At 61.1% G+C, this 15,781-nt stretch carries 21 protein-coding genes and 1 pseudogene; 15 read left to right on the forward strand and 7 right to left on the reverse strand.

Translation table 11 applies throughout. From position 1 onward, the window contains the following. Positions 1-39 precede the first annotated feature (39 nt). On the reverse strand, positions 40-636 hold the full coding sequence (locus tag FJ543_RS24300) for a response regulator (protein ID WP_015319142.1): 597 nt from the start codon (positions 634-636) through the stop codon (positions 40-42). 4 nt (positions 637-640) lie between these two features. Then, positions 641-883, reverse strand: coding sequence for a hypothetical protein (locus FJ543_RS31575; RefSeq protein ID WP_140617534.1), 243 nt, complete (start codon positions 881-883; stop codon positions 641-643). Positions 884-966: 83 nt separating this feature from the next. On the opposite strand from FJ543_RS31575, the gene FJ543_RS24305 reads away from it, so the two are divergent. Then, on the forward strand, positions 967-4,077 hold the full coding sequence (locus FJ543_RS24305; RefSeq protein ID WP_140877838.1) for a CheR family methyltransferase: 3,111 nt from the start codon (positions 967-969) through the stop codon (positions 4,075-4,077). Positions 4,078-4,097: 20 nt separating this feature from the next. Further along, entirely contained in the window at positions 4,098-4,445 is a 348-nt protein-coding gene (locus FJ543_RS24310) for a response regulator (RefSeq protein ID WP_245262903.1), read from the forward strand. 23 nt (positions 4,446-4,468) lie between these two features. Here the strand turns inward: FJ543_RS24310 and FJ543_RS24315 are convergent, their stop codons facing one another. The 3 genes from FJ543_RS24315 to FJ543_RS24325 form a co-directional block, all read right to left on the reverse strand. Continuing rightward, on the reverse strand, positions 4,469-4,708 hold the full coding sequence (locus FJ543_RS24315; protein ID WP_015319139.1) for a hypothetical protein: 240 nt from the start codon (positions 4,706-4,708) through the stop codon (positions 4,469-4,471). A gap of 126 nt (positions 4,709-4,834) precedes the next feature. After that, positions 4,835-6,013 carry a zinc-dependent alcohol dehydrogenase gene (locus tag FJ543_RS24320; protein WP_140617532.1) on the reverse strand — a complete coding sequence of 393 codons (1,179 nt, stop codon included), beginning with the start codon at positions 6,011-6,013 and terminating at the stop codon, positions 4,835-4,837. 126 nt (positions 6,014-6,139) lie between these two features. After that, positions 6,140-6,925 carry an SDR family NAD(P)-dependent oxidoreductase gene (locus FJ543_RS24325; RefSeq protein WP_015319137.1) on the reverse strand — a complete coding sequence of 262 codons (786 nt, stop codon included), beginning with the start codon at positions 6,923-6,925 and terminating at the stop codon, positions 6,140-6,142. Positions 6,926-7,280: 355 nt separating this feature from the next. On the opposite strand from FJ543_RS24325, the gene FJ543_RS24330 reads away from it, so the two are divergent. The 9 genes and pseudogenes from FJ543_RS24330 (at position 7,281) to FJ543_RS24365 (ending at position 11,470) form a co-directional block, all read left to right on the forward strand. Then, complete coding sequence (locus tag FJ543_RS24330) at positions 7,281-7,547, forward strand: hypothetical protein (RefSeq protein WP_015319136.1); 267 nt, start codon at positions 7,281-7,283, stop codon at positions 7,545-7,547. Then, the gene (locus FJ543_RS24335) at positions 7,544-7,768 is read left to right on the forward strand and encodes a hypothetical protein (RefSeq protein ID WP_015319135.1); all 225 of its coding nucleotides are present in this window, start codon (positions 7,544-7,546) and stop codon (positions 7,766-7,768) included. Before FJ543_RS24330 ends, FJ543_RS24335 begins: the two co-directional genes overlap by 4 nt. Positions 7,769-8,021: 253 nt before the next feature. Next, positions 8,022-8,240 carry a hypothetical protein gene (locus FJ543_RS24340; protein ID WP_015319134.1) on the forward strand — a complete coding sequence of 73 codons (219 nt, stop codon included), beginning with the start codon at positions 8,022-8,024 and terminating at the stop codon, positions 8,238-8,240. Between the two features lie 246 nt (positions 8,241-8,486). Next, on the forward strand, positions 8,487-8,714 hold the full coding sequence (locus FJ543_RS24345; RefSeq protein WP_015319133.1) for a hypothetical protein: 228 nt from the start codon (positions 8,487-8,489) through the stop codon (positions 8,712-8,714). A 445-nt stretch (positions 8,715-9,159) separates the two neighbouring features. Beyond that, the gene (locus tag FJ543_RS24350; RefSeq protein ID WP_140877840.1) at positions 9,160-9,564 is read left to right on the forward strand and encodes a hypothetical protein; all 405 of its coding nucleotides are present in this window, start codon (positions 9,160-9,162) and stop codon (positions 9,562-9,564) included. Positions 9,565-9,629: 65 nt separating this feature from the next. Then, positions 9,630-10,103, forward strand: a pseudogene (locus FJ543_RS32235) (Nramp family divalent metal transporter); the annotation flags it as partial. A gap of 127 nt (positions 10,104-10,230) precedes the next feature. Then, positions 10,231-10,776, forward strand: coding sequence for a divalent metal cation transporter (locus FJ543_RS32240; protein ID WP_281405335.1), 546 nt, complete (start codon positions 10,231-10,233; stop codon positions 10,774-10,776). Further along, on the forward strand, positions 10,776-11,135 hold the full coding sequence (locus FJ543_RS24360; protein ID WP_015319130.1) for a hypothetical protein: 360 nt from the start codon (positions 10,776-10,778) through the stop codon (positions 11,133-11,135). The genes FJ543_RS32240 and FJ543_RS24360 overlap by 1 nt, the downstream gene beginning before the upstream one ends. A gap of 2 nt (positions 11,136-11,137) precedes the next feature. Further along, a complete protein-coding gene (locus tag FJ543_RS24365) occupies positions 11,138-11,470 on the forward strand; it encodes a hypothetical protein (RefSeq protein WP_140715355.1) in 333 nt (110 codons plus the stop codon). Between the two features lie 29 nt (positions 11,471-11,499). Here the strand turns inward: FJ543_RS24365 and FJ543_RS24370 are convergent, their stop codons facing one another. Beyond that, the gene (locus tag FJ543_RS24370) at positions 11,500-11,817 is read right to left on the reverse strand and encodes a hypothetical protein (protein ID WP_015319128.1); all 318 of its coding nucleotides are present in this window, start codon (positions 11,815-11,817) and stop codon (positions 11,500-11,502) included. 72 nt (positions 11,818-11,889) lie between these two features. After that, positions 11,890-12,177: a DUF982 domain-containing protein gene (locus FJ543_RS24375; RefSeq protein WP_224595357.1), complete on the reverse strand. Its 288-nt coding sequence runs from the start codon at positions 12,175-12,177 to the stop codon at positions 11,890-11,892. A gap of 218 nt (positions 12,178-12,395) precedes the next feature. Between FJ543_RS24375 and FJ543_RS24380 the strand changes: the two genes are divergently transcribed. From FJ543_RS24380 to FJ543_RS24395, 4 genes are all read left to right on the forward strand, one after another. Further along, the gene (locus FJ543_RS24380; RefSeq protein WP_015319126.1) at positions 12,396-13,139 is read left to right on the forward strand and encodes a DUF4142 domain-containing protein; all 744 of its coding nucleotides are present in this window, start codon (positions 12,396-12,398) and stop codon (positions 13,137-13,139) included. A gap of 21 nt (positions 13,140-13,160) precedes the next feature. Continuing rightward, positions 13,161-13,763 carry a general stress protein gene (locus tag FJ543_RS24385; RefSeq protein WP_015319125.1) on the forward strand — a complete coding sequence of 201 codons (603 nt, stop codon included), beginning with the start codon at positions 13,161-13,163 and terminating at the stop codon, positions 13,761-13,763. A gap of 287 nt (positions 13,764-14,050) precedes the next feature. Then, the gene (locus FJ543_RS24390) at positions 14,051-14,860 is read left to right on the forward strand and encodes a hypothetical protein (protein WP_015319124.1); all 810 of its coding nucleotides are present in this window, start codon (positions 14,051-14,053) and stop codon (positions 14,858-14,860) included. Next, positions 14,853-15,602, forward strand: a complete 750-nt coding sequence (locus FJ543_RS24395) for a metallophosphoesterase (RefSeq protein WP_140617525.1) — start codon at positions 14,853-14,855, stop codon at positions 15,600-15,602. Before FJ543_RS24390 ends, FJ543_RS24395 begins: the two co-directional genes overlap by 8 nt. Positions 15,603-15,781 lie beyond the last annotated feature (179 nt).

The raw sequence follows: 15,781 nt of genomic DNA on the forward strand, positions 1-15,781 counted from the left end.
GTGATCCAGCGAAGCGCCTTGGCCTCGGCCCAGGAGAATTCAATGCATCAGCTTTGCGCCGCGGGCTTTGGCCACTTCTCGCATGACGTCGTTGAGCCAGTTTTCGGTGGACTGGCCAAGCTGCCGGTGGTCGACGTCCCGGATCGCTTGCTCGAGTGTCCTCTCGACCAGCCGGTCCGATGCGTTGACGTCTCCCAGCAGAAGACGCGCCGCGAGGCGCAGTTTGGGCAAAAGGGTGAAAACGTCGTCTGGCGGGGAGGGCACGGAGATGTCCGCTTGTTCGGACGCCTGCGGCGGAAAAAGGGCATTGAACACAGCCTTGCTGCCCGAGGATTTCCGCAAATTGCTGGCGTAACGGAGATGCTCGGGGATGGCGATGTCGTTGTCGCCGCTGAAGAATACGAAGGGGATACCGCGGCGCATCAACTTGTCGGCGATCGGAAACACACGTCGGCCGTTGAGATTGACGTCCAGGATTGCAGCTTCGGCTTGATCGGTATGTTCAGACGCCTGCTCGACGGTAGCGGCGGGCCCGAGAATGATAGCACCCATGTTGCTGAAAAACCTCGCAAGATCTCCAGCCATCGACCATTCGTCTTCGACAATCAGAAGATGCAACCCCCGCAGATCGCGCACGTCGTCATCCTTTCTTCGAACGGAGTTTAGGATGCAAAGAAGGCACTTCCACTTTCCTGTCATCCAGCGCCGCCTGCAACCGTTTCGCAAGCACCAGCATGCGATCCGGGATGGGCCCATCGAGACCTTCGATTAATTCAGGCGCCCCCGGCACCATTGGCGCCAGGAGTTTCAGGCCAGCAGAGCGTTTTGTCATTGAACCACCATGGATATCGGGTTCAACGTCATCCTTGCTGACTTGTTCCATCCTCCCTGCGCGCTATATGGTTGTGTCCTGTCCGATCCGACGTTGAGAGGCTTCATGTCGGTCGGGCGAAAGGGGGACAAGCCGTGACAGCCCGATCAATCAAGTTCCCCATCGTCGGCATCGGTGCGTCCGCTGGTGGCATTCCCGCAATGGAAGGGCTTTTCAAGGGCATCACCGACCGGCCCGGCATGGCGTTCGTGATCATCACGCACCTCAGTCCCAAGCGCAACAGCCTGCTGCACGAGGTCATCGACCGCTACACCGCCATGCCTGTCGTGGTGGTCGAGGACGGCGTGGCCGTCGAACCCGACCACGTCTATGTGATGCCGGAAAACGTCACTCTGGTCATCGAGAATGGCGTGCTGCACCTGCGGCGCCCCAATGGGCTTACCCAGGAGCGCAAACCTGTCGATATCTTCTTCAGCGCACTGGCCGACGACCAGGGCGAATACTCGGTCGGCGTGATTCTGTCGGGCGGTGATTCCGATGGCACCCTGGGCGTGAAGGCGATCAAGGAGCGGGGCGGGCTCACCGTCGCGCAAGCGCCGGACGGCTACGGTCCGCGCAACCCCGACATGCCGCAGAGCGCCATTGCCAGCGGGCTCATCGATGTTGCCGTGCCCGCCGAGGAGATTGGGGCGAAGCTCGAGGCTTACGCCAGGGGCTTCGACACGCCGGACGGGCTGAAGAACGAAGAGGACGATCATGCGGCCGACATAGATAAGGTCCGCGAACAGATATACGGCATTTTGCGCAGCCACTCCGGCCACGACTTTTCAGGCTATAAAACCAAGACATTCCTGCGCCGCATCAAGCGGCGCATGCAGATCGCCCAGATACAGTCCATCAATGGCTATATCGACTGGCTGAAGAAGGACCCTCGCGAGGTGATGAACCTGTTTCGCGATCTGCTGATCAATGTCACCAACTTCTTCCGCGATCCCGATGCCTTCGAATTGCTGGAGCAAAAGATCATCCCGCGGCTGTTCGAGGGCAAGACCGCGACCGATACGGTCAGGGTCTGGGTTCCCGGCTGCGCCACCGGCGAGGAGGTGTTCTCCATCGGCATCCTGCTGCGTGAACACATGGAAACGCTTTCAGCCGTTCCGCGCGTCCAGATATTCGCCACCGACATAGACGAGCCGGCCCTGGCCGTGGCGCGCGCCGCACGCTATCCCGAGGCCTTGATGCAGGGTCTTTCCCCGGAGCGCAAACAGCGGTTTTTCAACGGCGATGGCGAAAGCTACGTCATCAGCAACGAGATCCGGGAACTGTGCATCTTCTCACCGCACAGCGTCATCCGCGATCCGCCCTTCTCGCGCATGGATCTGGTTTCGTGCCGCAATCTGCTGATCTATTTCGGCCCAGCCATTCAAAGCCGCGTTCTTCCTGTCTTCCACTATTCGCTGAAGCCGGGTGGCTATCTTTTCCTCGGCACGTCCGAAAGCGTCGGGCAGCACGAAAATCTGTTCGCCACCGTCGACAAGAAACATCGCCTCTTCCAAGCACGGGAGCATGCCTCGCCACATATCAGGCTGCCGGCGCTGATCGGGGATGTCCATTCCGGCGTCTTTCCCGCCGAAACCGCCGGCTTAAAGAAGGGCACGGTCGGCTATCCGCTGCGCCAGGCTGTCGAGGCGCAGGTGCTGGAGCGGTTCGCGCCGCCGCATGTCCTCGTCAACGCCGAAGGCGACGTCGTCTACTATTCGGCGAGGACCGGAAGATACCTCGAAGCGCCGCAAGGCATCCCCAGCCGGCAGTTGCTGACGATGGCGCGCCGCGGGCTTCGCCTGGACCTGCGCGCCGCATTGAGGGAGGCGACGACGACACGCCGCACTGTTGTGCGGGACAATCTCGCCGTCGAGGAAGACGACGAACGCGTCCAACCGATCAGGCTGACCATCGAACCCCTGGCCGAGAGGGGCAATGGTGAGCCGCTTTACCTTGTCCTCTTCGAGCCGTCGGGCCCGACCCAGGCCCGATCCGATGAGGACGGGGGCGGCCGTGACAGCGACAGCACCGCCGATCTTGAGCGGGAACTGCGCGACACAAGAGAGCGCCTTCAATCCACCATAGAGGAATACGAGACGGCCCTCGAAGAGGTGAAATCGTCGAACGAGGAACTCGTCTCCGTCAACGAAGAGGCGCAATCCACCAACGAGGAACTTGAAGCGTCCAAGGAAGAGATGCAGTCGCTCAACGAAGAGCTCAACACGATCAACGCGGAGTTGACCAGCAAGATAGAAGAGCTCGATCACGCCAACAGCGATCTGCGCAATCTGTTCGAAAGCACCGACATCGCGACCATTTTTCTCGACCGCAGTCTTGTGGTGCGGACCTTCACACCGGCGGCCTCATCCTTCTTCAGTCTGCGCCCCTCCGACGTCGGCCGACCGCTGACGGATCTGTCGAGCCAACTCGATTATCCCGAGTTGAAGCAGCACATCGACAAGGTGTTCGAGACAGGCGAGACCCTGAACCACCATCTTGCGCGCGATTCCAGGGGCCTGTTTCACATGGTCCGCATCAATCCCTATCGGGACAAGGGCAACAGGATACAGGGCGTCGTGGTGACACTGGTCGACGTCACCACCCTGGCGCGGGCGGAAGAGCATCAGCAGGTGCTCATCTCGGAGCTCAACCATCGCGTCAAGAACATGCTGGCGGTGATCGCCAGCATCGCCAACCGGACGCGGGACAGTTCGGATACGAAAGAAGAGTTCGCGGAGGCCTTGATCGGCCGGTTGCATGCCATGTCCCGGGCCTACGGACTGCTGACCCGCGAGAGGTGGAAAGAAGCTTCGGTCAAGGAACTGCTCCACCAGGAACTCGAGCCGTTCGGCATCGAACGGATCGAACTCGATGGCGACGACGTTAGACTCGGCCCGCAACAGGGGCTTTCCCTCAGTATGGCCATCCATGAACTGGCAACCAACGCGGCCAAGTATGGCGCCCTGTCCAAGCCTCGAGGCAGGATTGGTGTCAGATGGGCGATGGACGGCGATAATTTCACGCTTGGCTGGCGCGAAAAGGACGGCCCTCCGGTCAAGGAGCCGTTGAACAACGGCTTTGGCCTGAACCTGTTGAAGGGGGAAATCGGCTACAGGCTCGGGGGCCAGGTCGACACCTCCTTCCACAAGGAAGGTCTTGAGGTCCAGATCGCTTTTTCGGCAAACCACAAGGACGCGCCGTGAGCGACAGACCGCGCGTTCTGGTGGTTGAGGACGAGTGGCTGATCGCGGAGGACGTCGCGTCTGATCTGCGTGCGGCGGGCTATCCCGTGGTCGGGCCTGTTTCGTCCGTTGCCGCAGCACTTCGGCTGGTCGAGGCCGATAAGGTCGACATGGCGTTGCTGGACGTTCAACTGAACGCCGAAACGAGCCTGCCGATCGCGGAGATATTGCTGACTCGCGGCACTCCTTTCGCGTTCGTAACGGGATATGGGCGGGGCGATCTTCCCGCCCGGTTCCGAAACTGCAAATTCGTGGCAAAACCCGCAAGCGAAGCGGCCATCCTCACTGCCGTGGCCGACCTGGCATCGCTTCGCGCCAAGAAACCGTGATCCAAAGAGCTAGCCTGTCGCGATCAATCCAGCGGCTTGTCGGTGGGCCGGGGCGTGGTGCTCGCCTGGCGTGGCCGACCGGCATTTCGGTTGGCGACCGGATTGTCCAATGGAACGCTTGACGGGCGCGACGCGCCCGCGGTCTTTGGCGTCAGCGGTTTTGCACCGGCATCCGTGTCGCTGGCATCCCTCCTTGGGTGCGGCAGGCCCTCGGCGTTGGGTGACCGGACGGCGGGTTTCGAGGCAGAATCTTCCTTGGCCATGATGGTTCCTTTCCTTGCACGAAACGATTTCAATCATCGGCACGATTGAAAGTTCCGCGACCGCGACGGCGCCATGAAGGGGAAGGCACGAGCGAAGACGAAACGGTTCTCGTGCCGATGAACGGCTCACCCATGCGGCCGCATGACCACCTTGATGCAGCCGTCCTGCTTGTCGCGAAACGTCTTGTAGAGATCGGGCCCGGCTTCAAGGCCGGCCCTGTGCGTGATCACGAAGGACGGGTCGATCTCGCCGGTCTGGACCTTGGCCAAAAGCGGTTCGAGATACCGCTGCGTGTGGGTCTGGCCCATACGGAACGTCAGGCCCTTGTTCATCGCGGCGCCAAAGGGGATATGATCGACGAGGCCGATATACACGCCGGGGATCGAAATGGTGCCGCCCTTGCGGCAACAGTAGATTGCTTCGCGCAGCACATGTGGCCTGTCGGTGCCGAGGAAGGCAGCCGCCTTGACCTTGTCGAGCATGGAGTCTGCACTGGCGCCGGCATCGGCTTCGGTACCCACGCAATCGATGCAGCGATCCGGCCCTCGGCCATCGGTCATCGCCATCAGGGCGTCGTAGATATTTGAATTGCTGAAATCGAGTGTCTCGGCCTTGCCATGTTCGCGAGCCATGGCCAGTCGTTCCGGAACCTTGTCGATCGCGATGACGCGACCGGCGCCGAGCATCCATGCGCTCTGGATGGCGAACTGGCCGACCGGACCGCAGCCCCAGATCGCGACCGTGTCGCCGGGCTCGATGCCGGCGTTTTCCGCTGCCATGTAGCCGGTCGGAAAGATGTCGGAAAGAAACAGCACCTGCTCGTCATCCATGCCTTCCGGCACCTTGATCGGGCCGACATCGGCGAATGGTACGCGCAGATATTCGGCCTGGCCGCCCCAATAGCCGCCAACCAGATGCGAATAGCCGAACAGGCCGGCCGGCGATTGTCCCATCACCTCGGCCGCTTGCTTGGCATTGGGATTGGACCGGTCGCAAAGCGAGAACAGCCCCTTCTGGCAAAACCAGCATTCGCCGCACGAAATGTTGAACGGCACCACGATGCGGTCGCCCTTCTTGAACTTGGAATGACCGCGGCCGACCTCCACGACCTCTCCCATGGTCTCGTGTCCAAGCACGTCGCCCGATTCCATGGTCGGCATGTAGCCGTCCATCAGATGCAGGTCCGAGCCGCAAATGGCGCAGCAGGTGACCTTGATGATGACGTCACGGTCATCCTCGATGGCCGGATCCTGCACCTGATCGCAGCGTATATCGCCTTTGCCGTGCCATGTGAGGGCTTTCATCCTGTTGCTCCTGCGTTGACTATTTTGAGGTATCGGCAACTGCAGCTTTCATTCAGCCGAAGTGGGCGCCACCGACGATTACCTTGCGATACTCGCAAAGGGTCTGCGTCCGCAGACAGGTAGAGATCAGTCTCTGGACGCTGAACCCGGCTCGGCCATTTTGCGGTGCTGTTCGGCCAGCGTACCTGCCGGAGTGATATGCGCGGCGGCGACCTGCAGCTTGTTCTTCCAGCCGCTGATCACTTGTTCCTCTCCCGCCATCATCGCCTCATAACCGGTTCTGGCGACATCTGCCGGATTGTCCTTCTCGTCGGTGCCGACCTTGGTATCCATCATTTCGGCGCGTTCGAAGAACCGCGTTTGCGTCGCCCCGGGCATCAGCACCGTGACTGTGACGCCGGTGTCCCGCATCTCATGGCGCAGCGCGATCGAGAAGGAATCGATGAACGCCTTGGTGCCGTTGTAGACGGCCTGGAAAGTGCCGGGCATGAAGCCGGCAATCGATCCGGTGAACAGAATTCGGCCACGGCCGCGGCGTGCCATCCTGGCGCCGAGCTCATGCGCAAGGTAGACCGTGCCGGTGATGTTGGTGTCGATGACCCGGCGAACCTTCTGCCAGTCCTGGTCGAGAAAGCCGTCGCCGAGGCCGCGTCCGGCGTTCAGGAACAGAAGGTCGATGTCGCGATCGCCGACCCGCGCAATGAGTTGATCGACGCCTTCGACGGATGCCAGATCTGCCTCGACGGCTTCAACGGTCACATCATGCGAAGCCAGAGCCTCGGCCGCCTGTTGGACCGCGGGCTCGTCGGCGGCTATGACCAGATTATAGCCGTCCTTGGCGCATAGTTTGGCAAGTTCCCTCCCGATGCCGCTCGATGCGCCCGTCACCACGGCCAGCTTTGCATTGGTCATCATGTCCTCCGAAGTTCGTTCCGGCCGAACCAGCGGGGTCCCTGATTGTTCCGCGTGGACCGGATCGAATGCCGGGCTGCCGAAGGGCCATGCCAGTCGAAACCCTGGGCGCGTTCAAGCGCAAACAACGCGAAGATGACGACGTGGAACAACTGAGGCCGATCCAGGTTCGGTGTCGTGCGGCGTCGTCGCTCCCCTTGTTTGGCGCCGCGCGATCGGGTTCCCCTCAGCCTGATCAGCCCGCGCGTTCCCCGGCCGGGAGGCGCGGGCTTTCTCATGAGCTTGGCGGTCGTGTTTCGAGTTCAGCTGGGAACAACCCACACACTCGGCAGTTCGGCGCGCAGGAGAAACGAAAATGCAATATGCCGATGAAATCGCGCTCAGGCGCGTGAAGATGCTGGTCGAACAATATGTATCCGCCAGAAGCAGGAGATATGACTTCGTCTCGACCGAGTTGGCGTGCAAGGCCATTCGTCAGCTGGTTCGCAGCCCCATCGACGATAGCGAGCTGGATCATTTGCTGGCTAAAAGTGCCGTCAAACAAGGGCTTTCCATCCGGTTCGATCGAATAGGTCCCTTGCAGGTTGCTTCACCCGAACTCATCCAGGAAAAGTCAGTATGAAAGCGATGTGGTTGATTTGGTCGGCATCGGCGTTGCTCGCCCTGGCGGCGTGCAACAACAATGCCGACCCCGTCAAATCCAAGACGGATACGATGAACAGCCAGCCGGTGAACAAGAATCCAACGACGGATACCAATCCGACACCGCAGTCCAGCACCGGCGGGGACCAGCAAGGCACGCAGCCGACACAGCCGGCATCACCGAAGCCATCTGGTGGTTAGGGTTTTGCCGTTGCTTGCCCGGGTAGTGACGCCGGCGAGAATCGTGAGACGCGCATGAGTTGCAAAGTGACGCCGCGTCTGGTTTCGATATGATCGCAACAGCAAGGGCGCACGTCGCTGGCGCGACCCGGCCGAGCTCGATCCCGTTGCGTTGCTTCGCGGCTGCGGTGACGGCCGGCGCCCGGCCTCGGTGCCACCTGGCTGTGGAACTATTTTCGTCAGTGGCTGTTCGGCAGGCGAAGGGAGCCGCAGGATGGAACGACGCAACGCACTACTCTCGCTGGTGATAGCCGCTGTCATCATCGTCGGTTTCCTGATCGGCTTTCTCTACGTCGATGTGGGGTGGCGCACCTCGCCCCTGAAACGAGCGCCTGAGCAGAACCAGGGCGGCAACGCTCCGGCGGACACCTCACCGGCTGCAGGGGTCAAGAAAGATCCCAAGGAAAATACCGAGATGCCGGGGCAGCAGTGATTCTCGGCTCGCCAACAGCCGCAACTTGGTCACCAGTGGCGCCGTCTTTCATGTCATTTCAGCTCAACGCGTTGTCTGTCATCCCACCGTACTGTTTCTGATGTTCCTTCTGCTCCTGGTCTGGTTGGTTGCTGGTTTTCCCGGTCTGGCTCTGCCATCGCGCTTCGCATAGCTTGCGTGCTTCTCGGAACATCTCCGCAGGACTGACCATTATCGGCATGGAGAGCAAAGCTATGGAGCTTGGTGATGGGTATCCTTTCCGATCTGGACAAGAAGCTGACGGACAACATGTATGAACATGGCAGTGAGCTCACCGACGCGGTAGCGGACCTGCCGCGGCCGGTCGTTGAAACCGTCGACCGGCTGATGCTTTTCATTCAGCCCGAAGCGCGCGAGACAGTGAGAAATCAGGTTCTCGGCCTGGTCCACGAATACAGGATCGAGAACCCTGCAGATCCAACAGAGCAGGAGTGAATTAGCCGTTCTGGTCGATCGCGTGGGGCGCGGGCTGGCTGCCGCTATCGTTGCTCGTTCTATGGCTGCCGAGCCACAACCAAGCCGCAATGATGACGGCTGCCACGATGGCTATCCAGACTATGAGACGAGGCATTGCCGAATCCTCTGTGCAGCAGTCCATCACGTCGATGATCAGGACGGGTCGCCACCTTCCCGTGTTCCAATCCCACAATCGATGCTTTGTTCCGCTTGAATTGGGTCTCGTTGCCGGCGGGCCTCTGTCGTTGGTCCTTATGTCTCGCGGTCGGCGCCTGTCCGAGCGGTGGCGTTTGATTGACGGGCACACCGGGCGCTCTAGATCAATTCACGCCGACCGTGACTTCCATCGGCTCGGGAGACCATTCTCGTGGCGCACCAAACGCCGGCTTTGACCTTTAGTGGCCCTTATCCGAGGCTGAGTTGTATGCGCGTGCTGTTGCTCACGGGCGTCTTGGCGGGATGCTCGTCTTCCGGCCAGATCGAGAAGCAATCACGAACGGCGGCCTCCGCGGCACAGACCGTATCGGTAATGCTCGATGCCTGGATGGATGGGGCGGCGCCGTTCGCATACACAGCCGGCACGCTGCGGTCGACCGGCAAGACTCTGGCCGACGCCGAGGCACAAATCCGATCGGCCGGAACGGCTGAACCCGCCGAGCAATCTGCTTTGGCGGCAGCGGTCAAGGATCTGTCAGCCGCGGTGGCTCGCGCCGAAGCGGGATTGCAGGCGGACAATCGAGCGGAGGTCCAAAACGCAAAGCAGGATCTTCGACGGGGCTCGCGCACGCTGGCGACCGCCTATGCCAGATATTTCGCGCCGAAGCCATGAAGAAGCTCGTGGAGATATCGCTTGGCGTGGTTACCAGCGTTGGCGGCTTCCTTGAAGTCGGATCGATGGCGACGGCGGCCCAAGCGGGCGCAACCTTCGGCTTCCAGTTGATCTGGGCCGTGGTCCTCGGCACCATCTGCATCATCTTTCTGGTGGAAATGGCCGGCCGGTTCGCCGCGGTGAGCCATCACACGATCTGCGACGGCATCCGCGAGAGATTTGGTTTCAACGTCTTTGTGTGGCCGTTGCTTGCCACCTTGCTGCTCAGTCTCATGGTGCTCTCCGCCGAGATCGGCGGCGTTGCCATCGCACTCGAACTTGCCACGGGCATAGGCTTCCAGTGGTGGGCTCTGCCGGTGGCTTTTCTGGCATGGCTGCTGCTCTGGAAAGGCACGTTCGGTTTCATCGAGAAAGGCGTGTCGATGCTGGGCCTGGTGACGTTGTGTTTCGTCGTCGCGGCCGTGATGCTGAAACCCGATTGGACGGCGGTCGCGGCTGGCGCAGTGCCTTCGCTGCCAACCCACGACACCGCCAATTACTGGTTCATGGCGGTCAGCATCCTCGGCGCCTCGATATCGCCCTACCTGTTCATGTTCCTCGGGAGCTATCGAGGACCAGTGGGACAAGAGCTACCTCGGCGCCAACCGGGCCATAGCGGGACTGGGGATGACCTTCGGCGGCACCATTTCGATCGGCGTGTTGATCGTGGCCGCTCTCGTGCTGGCGACGCACGGCATCAACCAGGTCGACGACTATCACCAAATGCCGTTGATGCTGATCCCGGTATTCGGCTTCTGGGGTTTCATCCTGTTCGTAGCCTCTCTCGCCATTGCCTGCTTCGGCGCTGCACTCGAAGTCGCGCTGCAACAGGCTTACCTCGTGGCGCAAGGTTTCGGCTGGACCTGGGGCGAGGACCGCAAGCCGCGCGACAATCCAGGCTTCAGCGCCGTGTATACGATATCGTTGTTGCTTGCGGCCATCCCGATCATGCTTGGTGTCGATCCGTTGAGGCTCACCATATTTTCCATGGCGCTGACGGCGGCCAGCCTGCCGTTGACGGTGGTTCCATTCCTGTTTCTGCTGAACGACGAACGCTACGTCGGCGAGCATCGCAACGGCATTCTCTCGAATGCCGCGGTCATCTTCATCATCGCGCTCGGCTTTGTGCTGGCCGTGGTGACGATCCCGCTGCAGATATTCGGAGGCACATGATGGAGTTGCTGCGTGATCTCCTGGACAAGCAGGTGGTCGACCGCCGCCAGGTCAAAATCGGCAAGGTCGACGGGCTGGTGGCCGAATTGCGGCAGGGCAAGCCCCCAAGGATCGTCGCGATCGAACTCGGCTCCATCACTTTGGCGCGTCGCCTTGGCACGTGGCCGGGGCGATGGATGGCGCAACTCGCGGCAAAGCTGGGTGGCAAGCGCCATGGCGAGCCGCATCGAATCGCCTGGCACAAGGTGAAGGATATCGGCGTCGACATCGAGTTCGATATCGATGTGCGTCGCACGACGATCTTCGCCTGGCAGGACTGGTTGCGCGATCATGTCATCGGACGCATTCCGGGAGCTTGATGATGACCATCGTCAATCTTGAACATCTGGCTGGGCGACGCGTGCTTTCGCAGCGGGGCAAGAGCATCGGCTACATCGAGGAAATCCGCGCCGAACCGGATGGCGACGATTTTGTCGTTACCGAATTCCATGTCGGCGTCTACGCCGCTTTCGAGCGTCTTTCGGCCTCGGCCATAGGCGTGGCCGTGCTCGATCTCTTTCGGCTGCGCCGCCGCGATGGCCTATACCGCATCCCTTGGGACAAGCTCGACATTTCTAACCCGGCGCGGCCGCGGCTGCTGTGTCCGATGACCGAACTTTCCGGCATGAAGAGCGCACCCGATCTTCGCGAATAGGCCGTCGCCGCGCTTTCTCGCAGACGTCTTCACCGAAGCATGCTCGCCGCCAGAAAAACCGCGGCCGCTACCAAAACGACGGCTGCAACGACCAACAGCGGCCAGTTGCTGCGAGGTCGTAGTTCCGGCTCGCCTTCGACCGGCCGCATCGCATTGGCGAAGCTGGCGTCATTTTCGAATTTCGGCCGGCGAGAACGTGGCGGCTCCGTAGGGATCGGATTTTGTGTGTCCGCCGCCTCGGCATCGGTCTCCATCGGAGCAACGGCAGGATCGAAGCCCGGCGTTTTGTCCTGCGTCTCTCCCCCCTGGATCTCGCCTCTGGCAGAGGCTGGTGTAGGAATTGACATCTTGGCACTGACCTCTCTCGTTCGAACCAGGCTCTGCCAAATCCGCAGCGGTGGTGCGCATAGCGCCAACGACTAGATTTGATCGCCGAGCAGAATCCTGGCGTCCTTGGCCGCAACAATGAACGCCTGTCGTGCAACCCTTGGAGGCTTTTCGCCACGCATCACCGCAAGGCAGGCCCTGATCGCGGCAAGACGCCTTTCCGACGTCGGCTTTGGCCAGTCCCGCAGCAGCACTTCGGCGGCATCGGACACAGAGACCACAACTCTGTCGCGGTCTATGCGGCCAGGTTGAATAACGATCGGTTTTCTGAAATGGCCTGTACGCACCCGCCCCTCCAAGACCTTCGCCTGTTGCTCCACGGAGCCTTCCGCGGACGGCGTCTAACGCCGCGACAGTCGATTTGTTCCAGTGCACCTGGCGTTTGGAATTTGGAATAACGACGCCTGAGCCGCTCGTCTCCACCCATGGTTTTCTGGCGCTGCCGGGTCTAGCGGCATGGGGCCTGGAGAGCGGAACAAAGCGCATCTTGGCTTGTTAGGACGCAGCGCAAATTCGCTCACCGACAAGGACAAAGCCGATGAAAACACGACACCTTCTCGCATCCCTCGCGGTTGCTTCCACGGTTCTCGCAATGCCTGCCTTCGCGGCCGACAGCGCCCAGGATTTTGTCGACAAGGCTGCCGTCGGCGGCAAGTTCGAAGTGGACTCGAGTCAGATTGCCTTGGGCAAGGCCCAGGACCAGCGCATCAAGGATTTTGCCCAGATGATGATCCGGGACCACGGCGCCGCCAACACCAAGCTGCAAGCGGTCGCCGGCGAACAAAAACTGAAGGTGCCCTCAGCGCTCGACGCTCAGCATCAGGGCGATCTGGATAAGCTCAAGAACGCGCAGGGGCCGATTGATCCGGCCTATGTCGACGCGCAGCGCAAGGCGCATGACGAAGCCGTCAAGCTGTTCGAGGATTATGCCAGCGGGGGTGACAACGCCGCGCTCAAGACTTTTGCCCAGCAAACGGTCGGCACGCTGAAGATGCACCAGCAGGCGATCGAAAAGATCGCCGCCGGGCAAGATTCCGTTACGGGAGCGACAACGCCGGCGGTGAAGACCGACAATACTCCCAACGCCGCCGCCCTCGTTCCTGGCGCAAACAGCTTCACCGAAGCCCAGGCCAAGAGCCGTATCGAGAACGCCGGATATTCGAACGTGTCGAAGCTGACCAAGGACGATCAGGGCATCTGGCGCGGCCAGGCGGCCAAGGGAGGCGAAAACCTCAACGTTGGCGTCGACTACCAGGGCAACGTGGTTGCCGCAAGCAAGTGAGCGTGGATCAGGAGAAATCACATGAAAACCGTAACTGGACTGTTCGACAATTATGACGACGCGGCCGATGCGGTCGGCGAGCTTGAGGCGACGGGAGTCCCGCATTCCAACATCAGCATCGTCGCCAACAACTCGGATGACTGGTACGACGCAAATCGTTCCGAGGCCGCTGAAGACGCTGGCAGCGGTGCCGGAATCGGAGCCGTGATCGGCGGCGCCGGGGGGTTGCTCACGGGACTTGGCGTCATGGCCATCCCGGGTGTTGGCCCGGTGGTCGCGGCCGGATGGCTCGCCGCCACCGCCGCCGGTGCGGTTGCCGGTGCCGTGGCCGGTGGAGCGGCCGGCGGCATCATTGGCGCTCTGACGGAATCGGGCGTGCCCGAGCGCGATGCGCACGTCTATGCGGAAGGTGTACGCCGCGGCGGTACCTTGGTGACGGCCAAGGTGGAGGACGAACTCGTGCCGAATGCCGAGCAGATTTTGGGGCAATCCCGATCGGTGGACCTGGCCGAACGCCGCAGATCGTACGAGGCCGACGGCTGGACCGGCTTCGATGCCAATGCAGGCGAATACGTGCCGGGCGAGATCGATCGCGACGGCGGACGTGCAATCAATCGACCCTGAAAGCGGCTCACGTTCCTCTGACTGGCACGCAGCGACGAGGTCGCGGAAATCGATCTTGCCGCGCTATGCTGGGGCGCTTCGCGGCGTTAAGCACCATCGAATCCATCTCGAGGGCATCCGGGCTGGGTTCGATCGCGTTTGAAGCCATGTACCCAGCGGAATCTCCGCCGCTCAGAACAGATCGCTCCATGACGAAACTGACCCCGCCCGCAAGGCGGAACCATGGAGGGGTCGACGTTGTTGTCCCAGCGGCCAACTTGTCGGTTGGCGGCTAGGAGCCATCATTGATGACCACCGATCGATCACGCGAAGACGTCCTGGTTTCGCTCCCGTTGATCAATGCAAAGGCGGCGCCGACGCTTAAGCACGCCGGGGCGGAGGTGTTCTACATGGAAGCCGTCCGCGAGCTCACCGCCACGGACATTCCCTTTCTGGTCGCTGGAACCTATGCGGTAAGCGCCTATACCGGCGTCACTCGCCAGACCAAGGATCTCGATATCTTCTGCAAGGCCGGTGACTACGCGCGGATCCTCGCCCATTTCAAGGAGCTTGGATATGCCGTCGAAATCGTGGACGACCGGTGGCTTGGCAAGGTGTTCAAGGGCAGGCATTTCTTCGACGTCATCTTCGGATCGGCCAACGGCATGATGCCTGTTGGCGATCGATGGCTCGAGCACGCCAGACAGACCGAGTTGCTGGGCAGCCGTGTGCGGATCATCGGGCCGACCGAACTCATCTGGTCCAAATGCTTCATTCAAGACAGGGGCCGGCACGACGGCGCCGATATCGCCCACACGATCCTCAAGGCACACGACCAGATAGATTGGCACCGGCTGCTTTCCTATCTGGAGGTTCATTGGGAGGTCCTGCTGATGCAGCTCATCAACTTCAGATGGATTTACCCAAGCGAGCGCGATCACATCCCGGCATGGCTCCTCGATGAACTCCTCGACCGCCTCGCCAAGCAACGGCAATTGCCGTCCCCCAGGATGAAGATCTGCCGCGGGCGGCTGCTGTCGCAAACCGACTACGAGATCGATGTCAAGGAATGGGGCTTCGCCGGCGTCGGCGGCGTGGGAGATTTTCGTGATGCCTGACCGCCTGGAGAACGTCGCGCCGAAGGATAACGCAGGGACGCTCAGAGTTGCTGCGATGGGGGATTTGCATGTCAGGGAAGATCCCCGAACCTCGTATCGCGATCTCTTCGGCGAGATATCGAGGGAAGCCGAGATTCTCGTCCTGACGGGAGATCTCACCAATCTCGGCAAGCCTCGTGAGGCGGAGATGCTCGCCGAGGACCTGCGCAACTGCTCGATCCCCGTGGTGGCGGTGCTCGGCAACCACGACTACGAATCCGGCGCGGTGGACGACGTCGCAAACATCCTGCGCCAGGCGCATGTTCACCTTCTCGATGGCCATGCGGTCGAAATCGAGGAGGTCGGCTTCGTCGGCGTGAAAGGGTTCGTCGGTGGCTTCGGATCGCGCATGCTCGGCTCCTTCGGCGAACCCGCGATCAAGGCGATGGTCTCGGAAAGTGTCAACGAGGCAATGCGCCTCGAAAACGCGATGCGCCAGGTACGGGCGAAGCGGACGCTCGTGGTCCTCCACTACGCGCCGATCGCTGAGACCGTCGAGGGAGAACCGCTGGAGATATTTCCGTTTCTTGGCTCTTCACGCCTTGCCGAGACGATCGATCGGTTCAAGGTCAGCGCCGTTGTGCACGGTCACGCGCATCGCGGCTCCTATGAAGGTCAAACGCCCGGCGGCGCCAAGGTCTACAATGTCGCCATGCACGTGGCCAAACCGAACGGCCGCCCCTATGCCCTGCTGGAACTCTGACGCCATGGCATCGTGCGAGCATTCAGTTGGAACGCTCTGCCAGGAAGTGGCGGCGCGATAGTGCGAGCTGATCACGGTTGTTTGCCCGCGACATTATTTTTGGAGTTCGTCGCCAGCGGCGAATTCGTCAAACCTCCGTCTTGTCGAAGCCCTGCCGGGCGATAATTTCTTCAGAAGGC

Origin of the sequence: Mesorhizobium sp. B2-5-7 (assembly GCF_006440875.1) — a bacterium.
GTDB classification, from domain to species: domain Bacteria; phylum Pseudomonadota; class Alphaproteobacteria; order Rhizobiales; family Rhizobiaceae; genus Mesorhizobium; species Mesorhizobium australicum.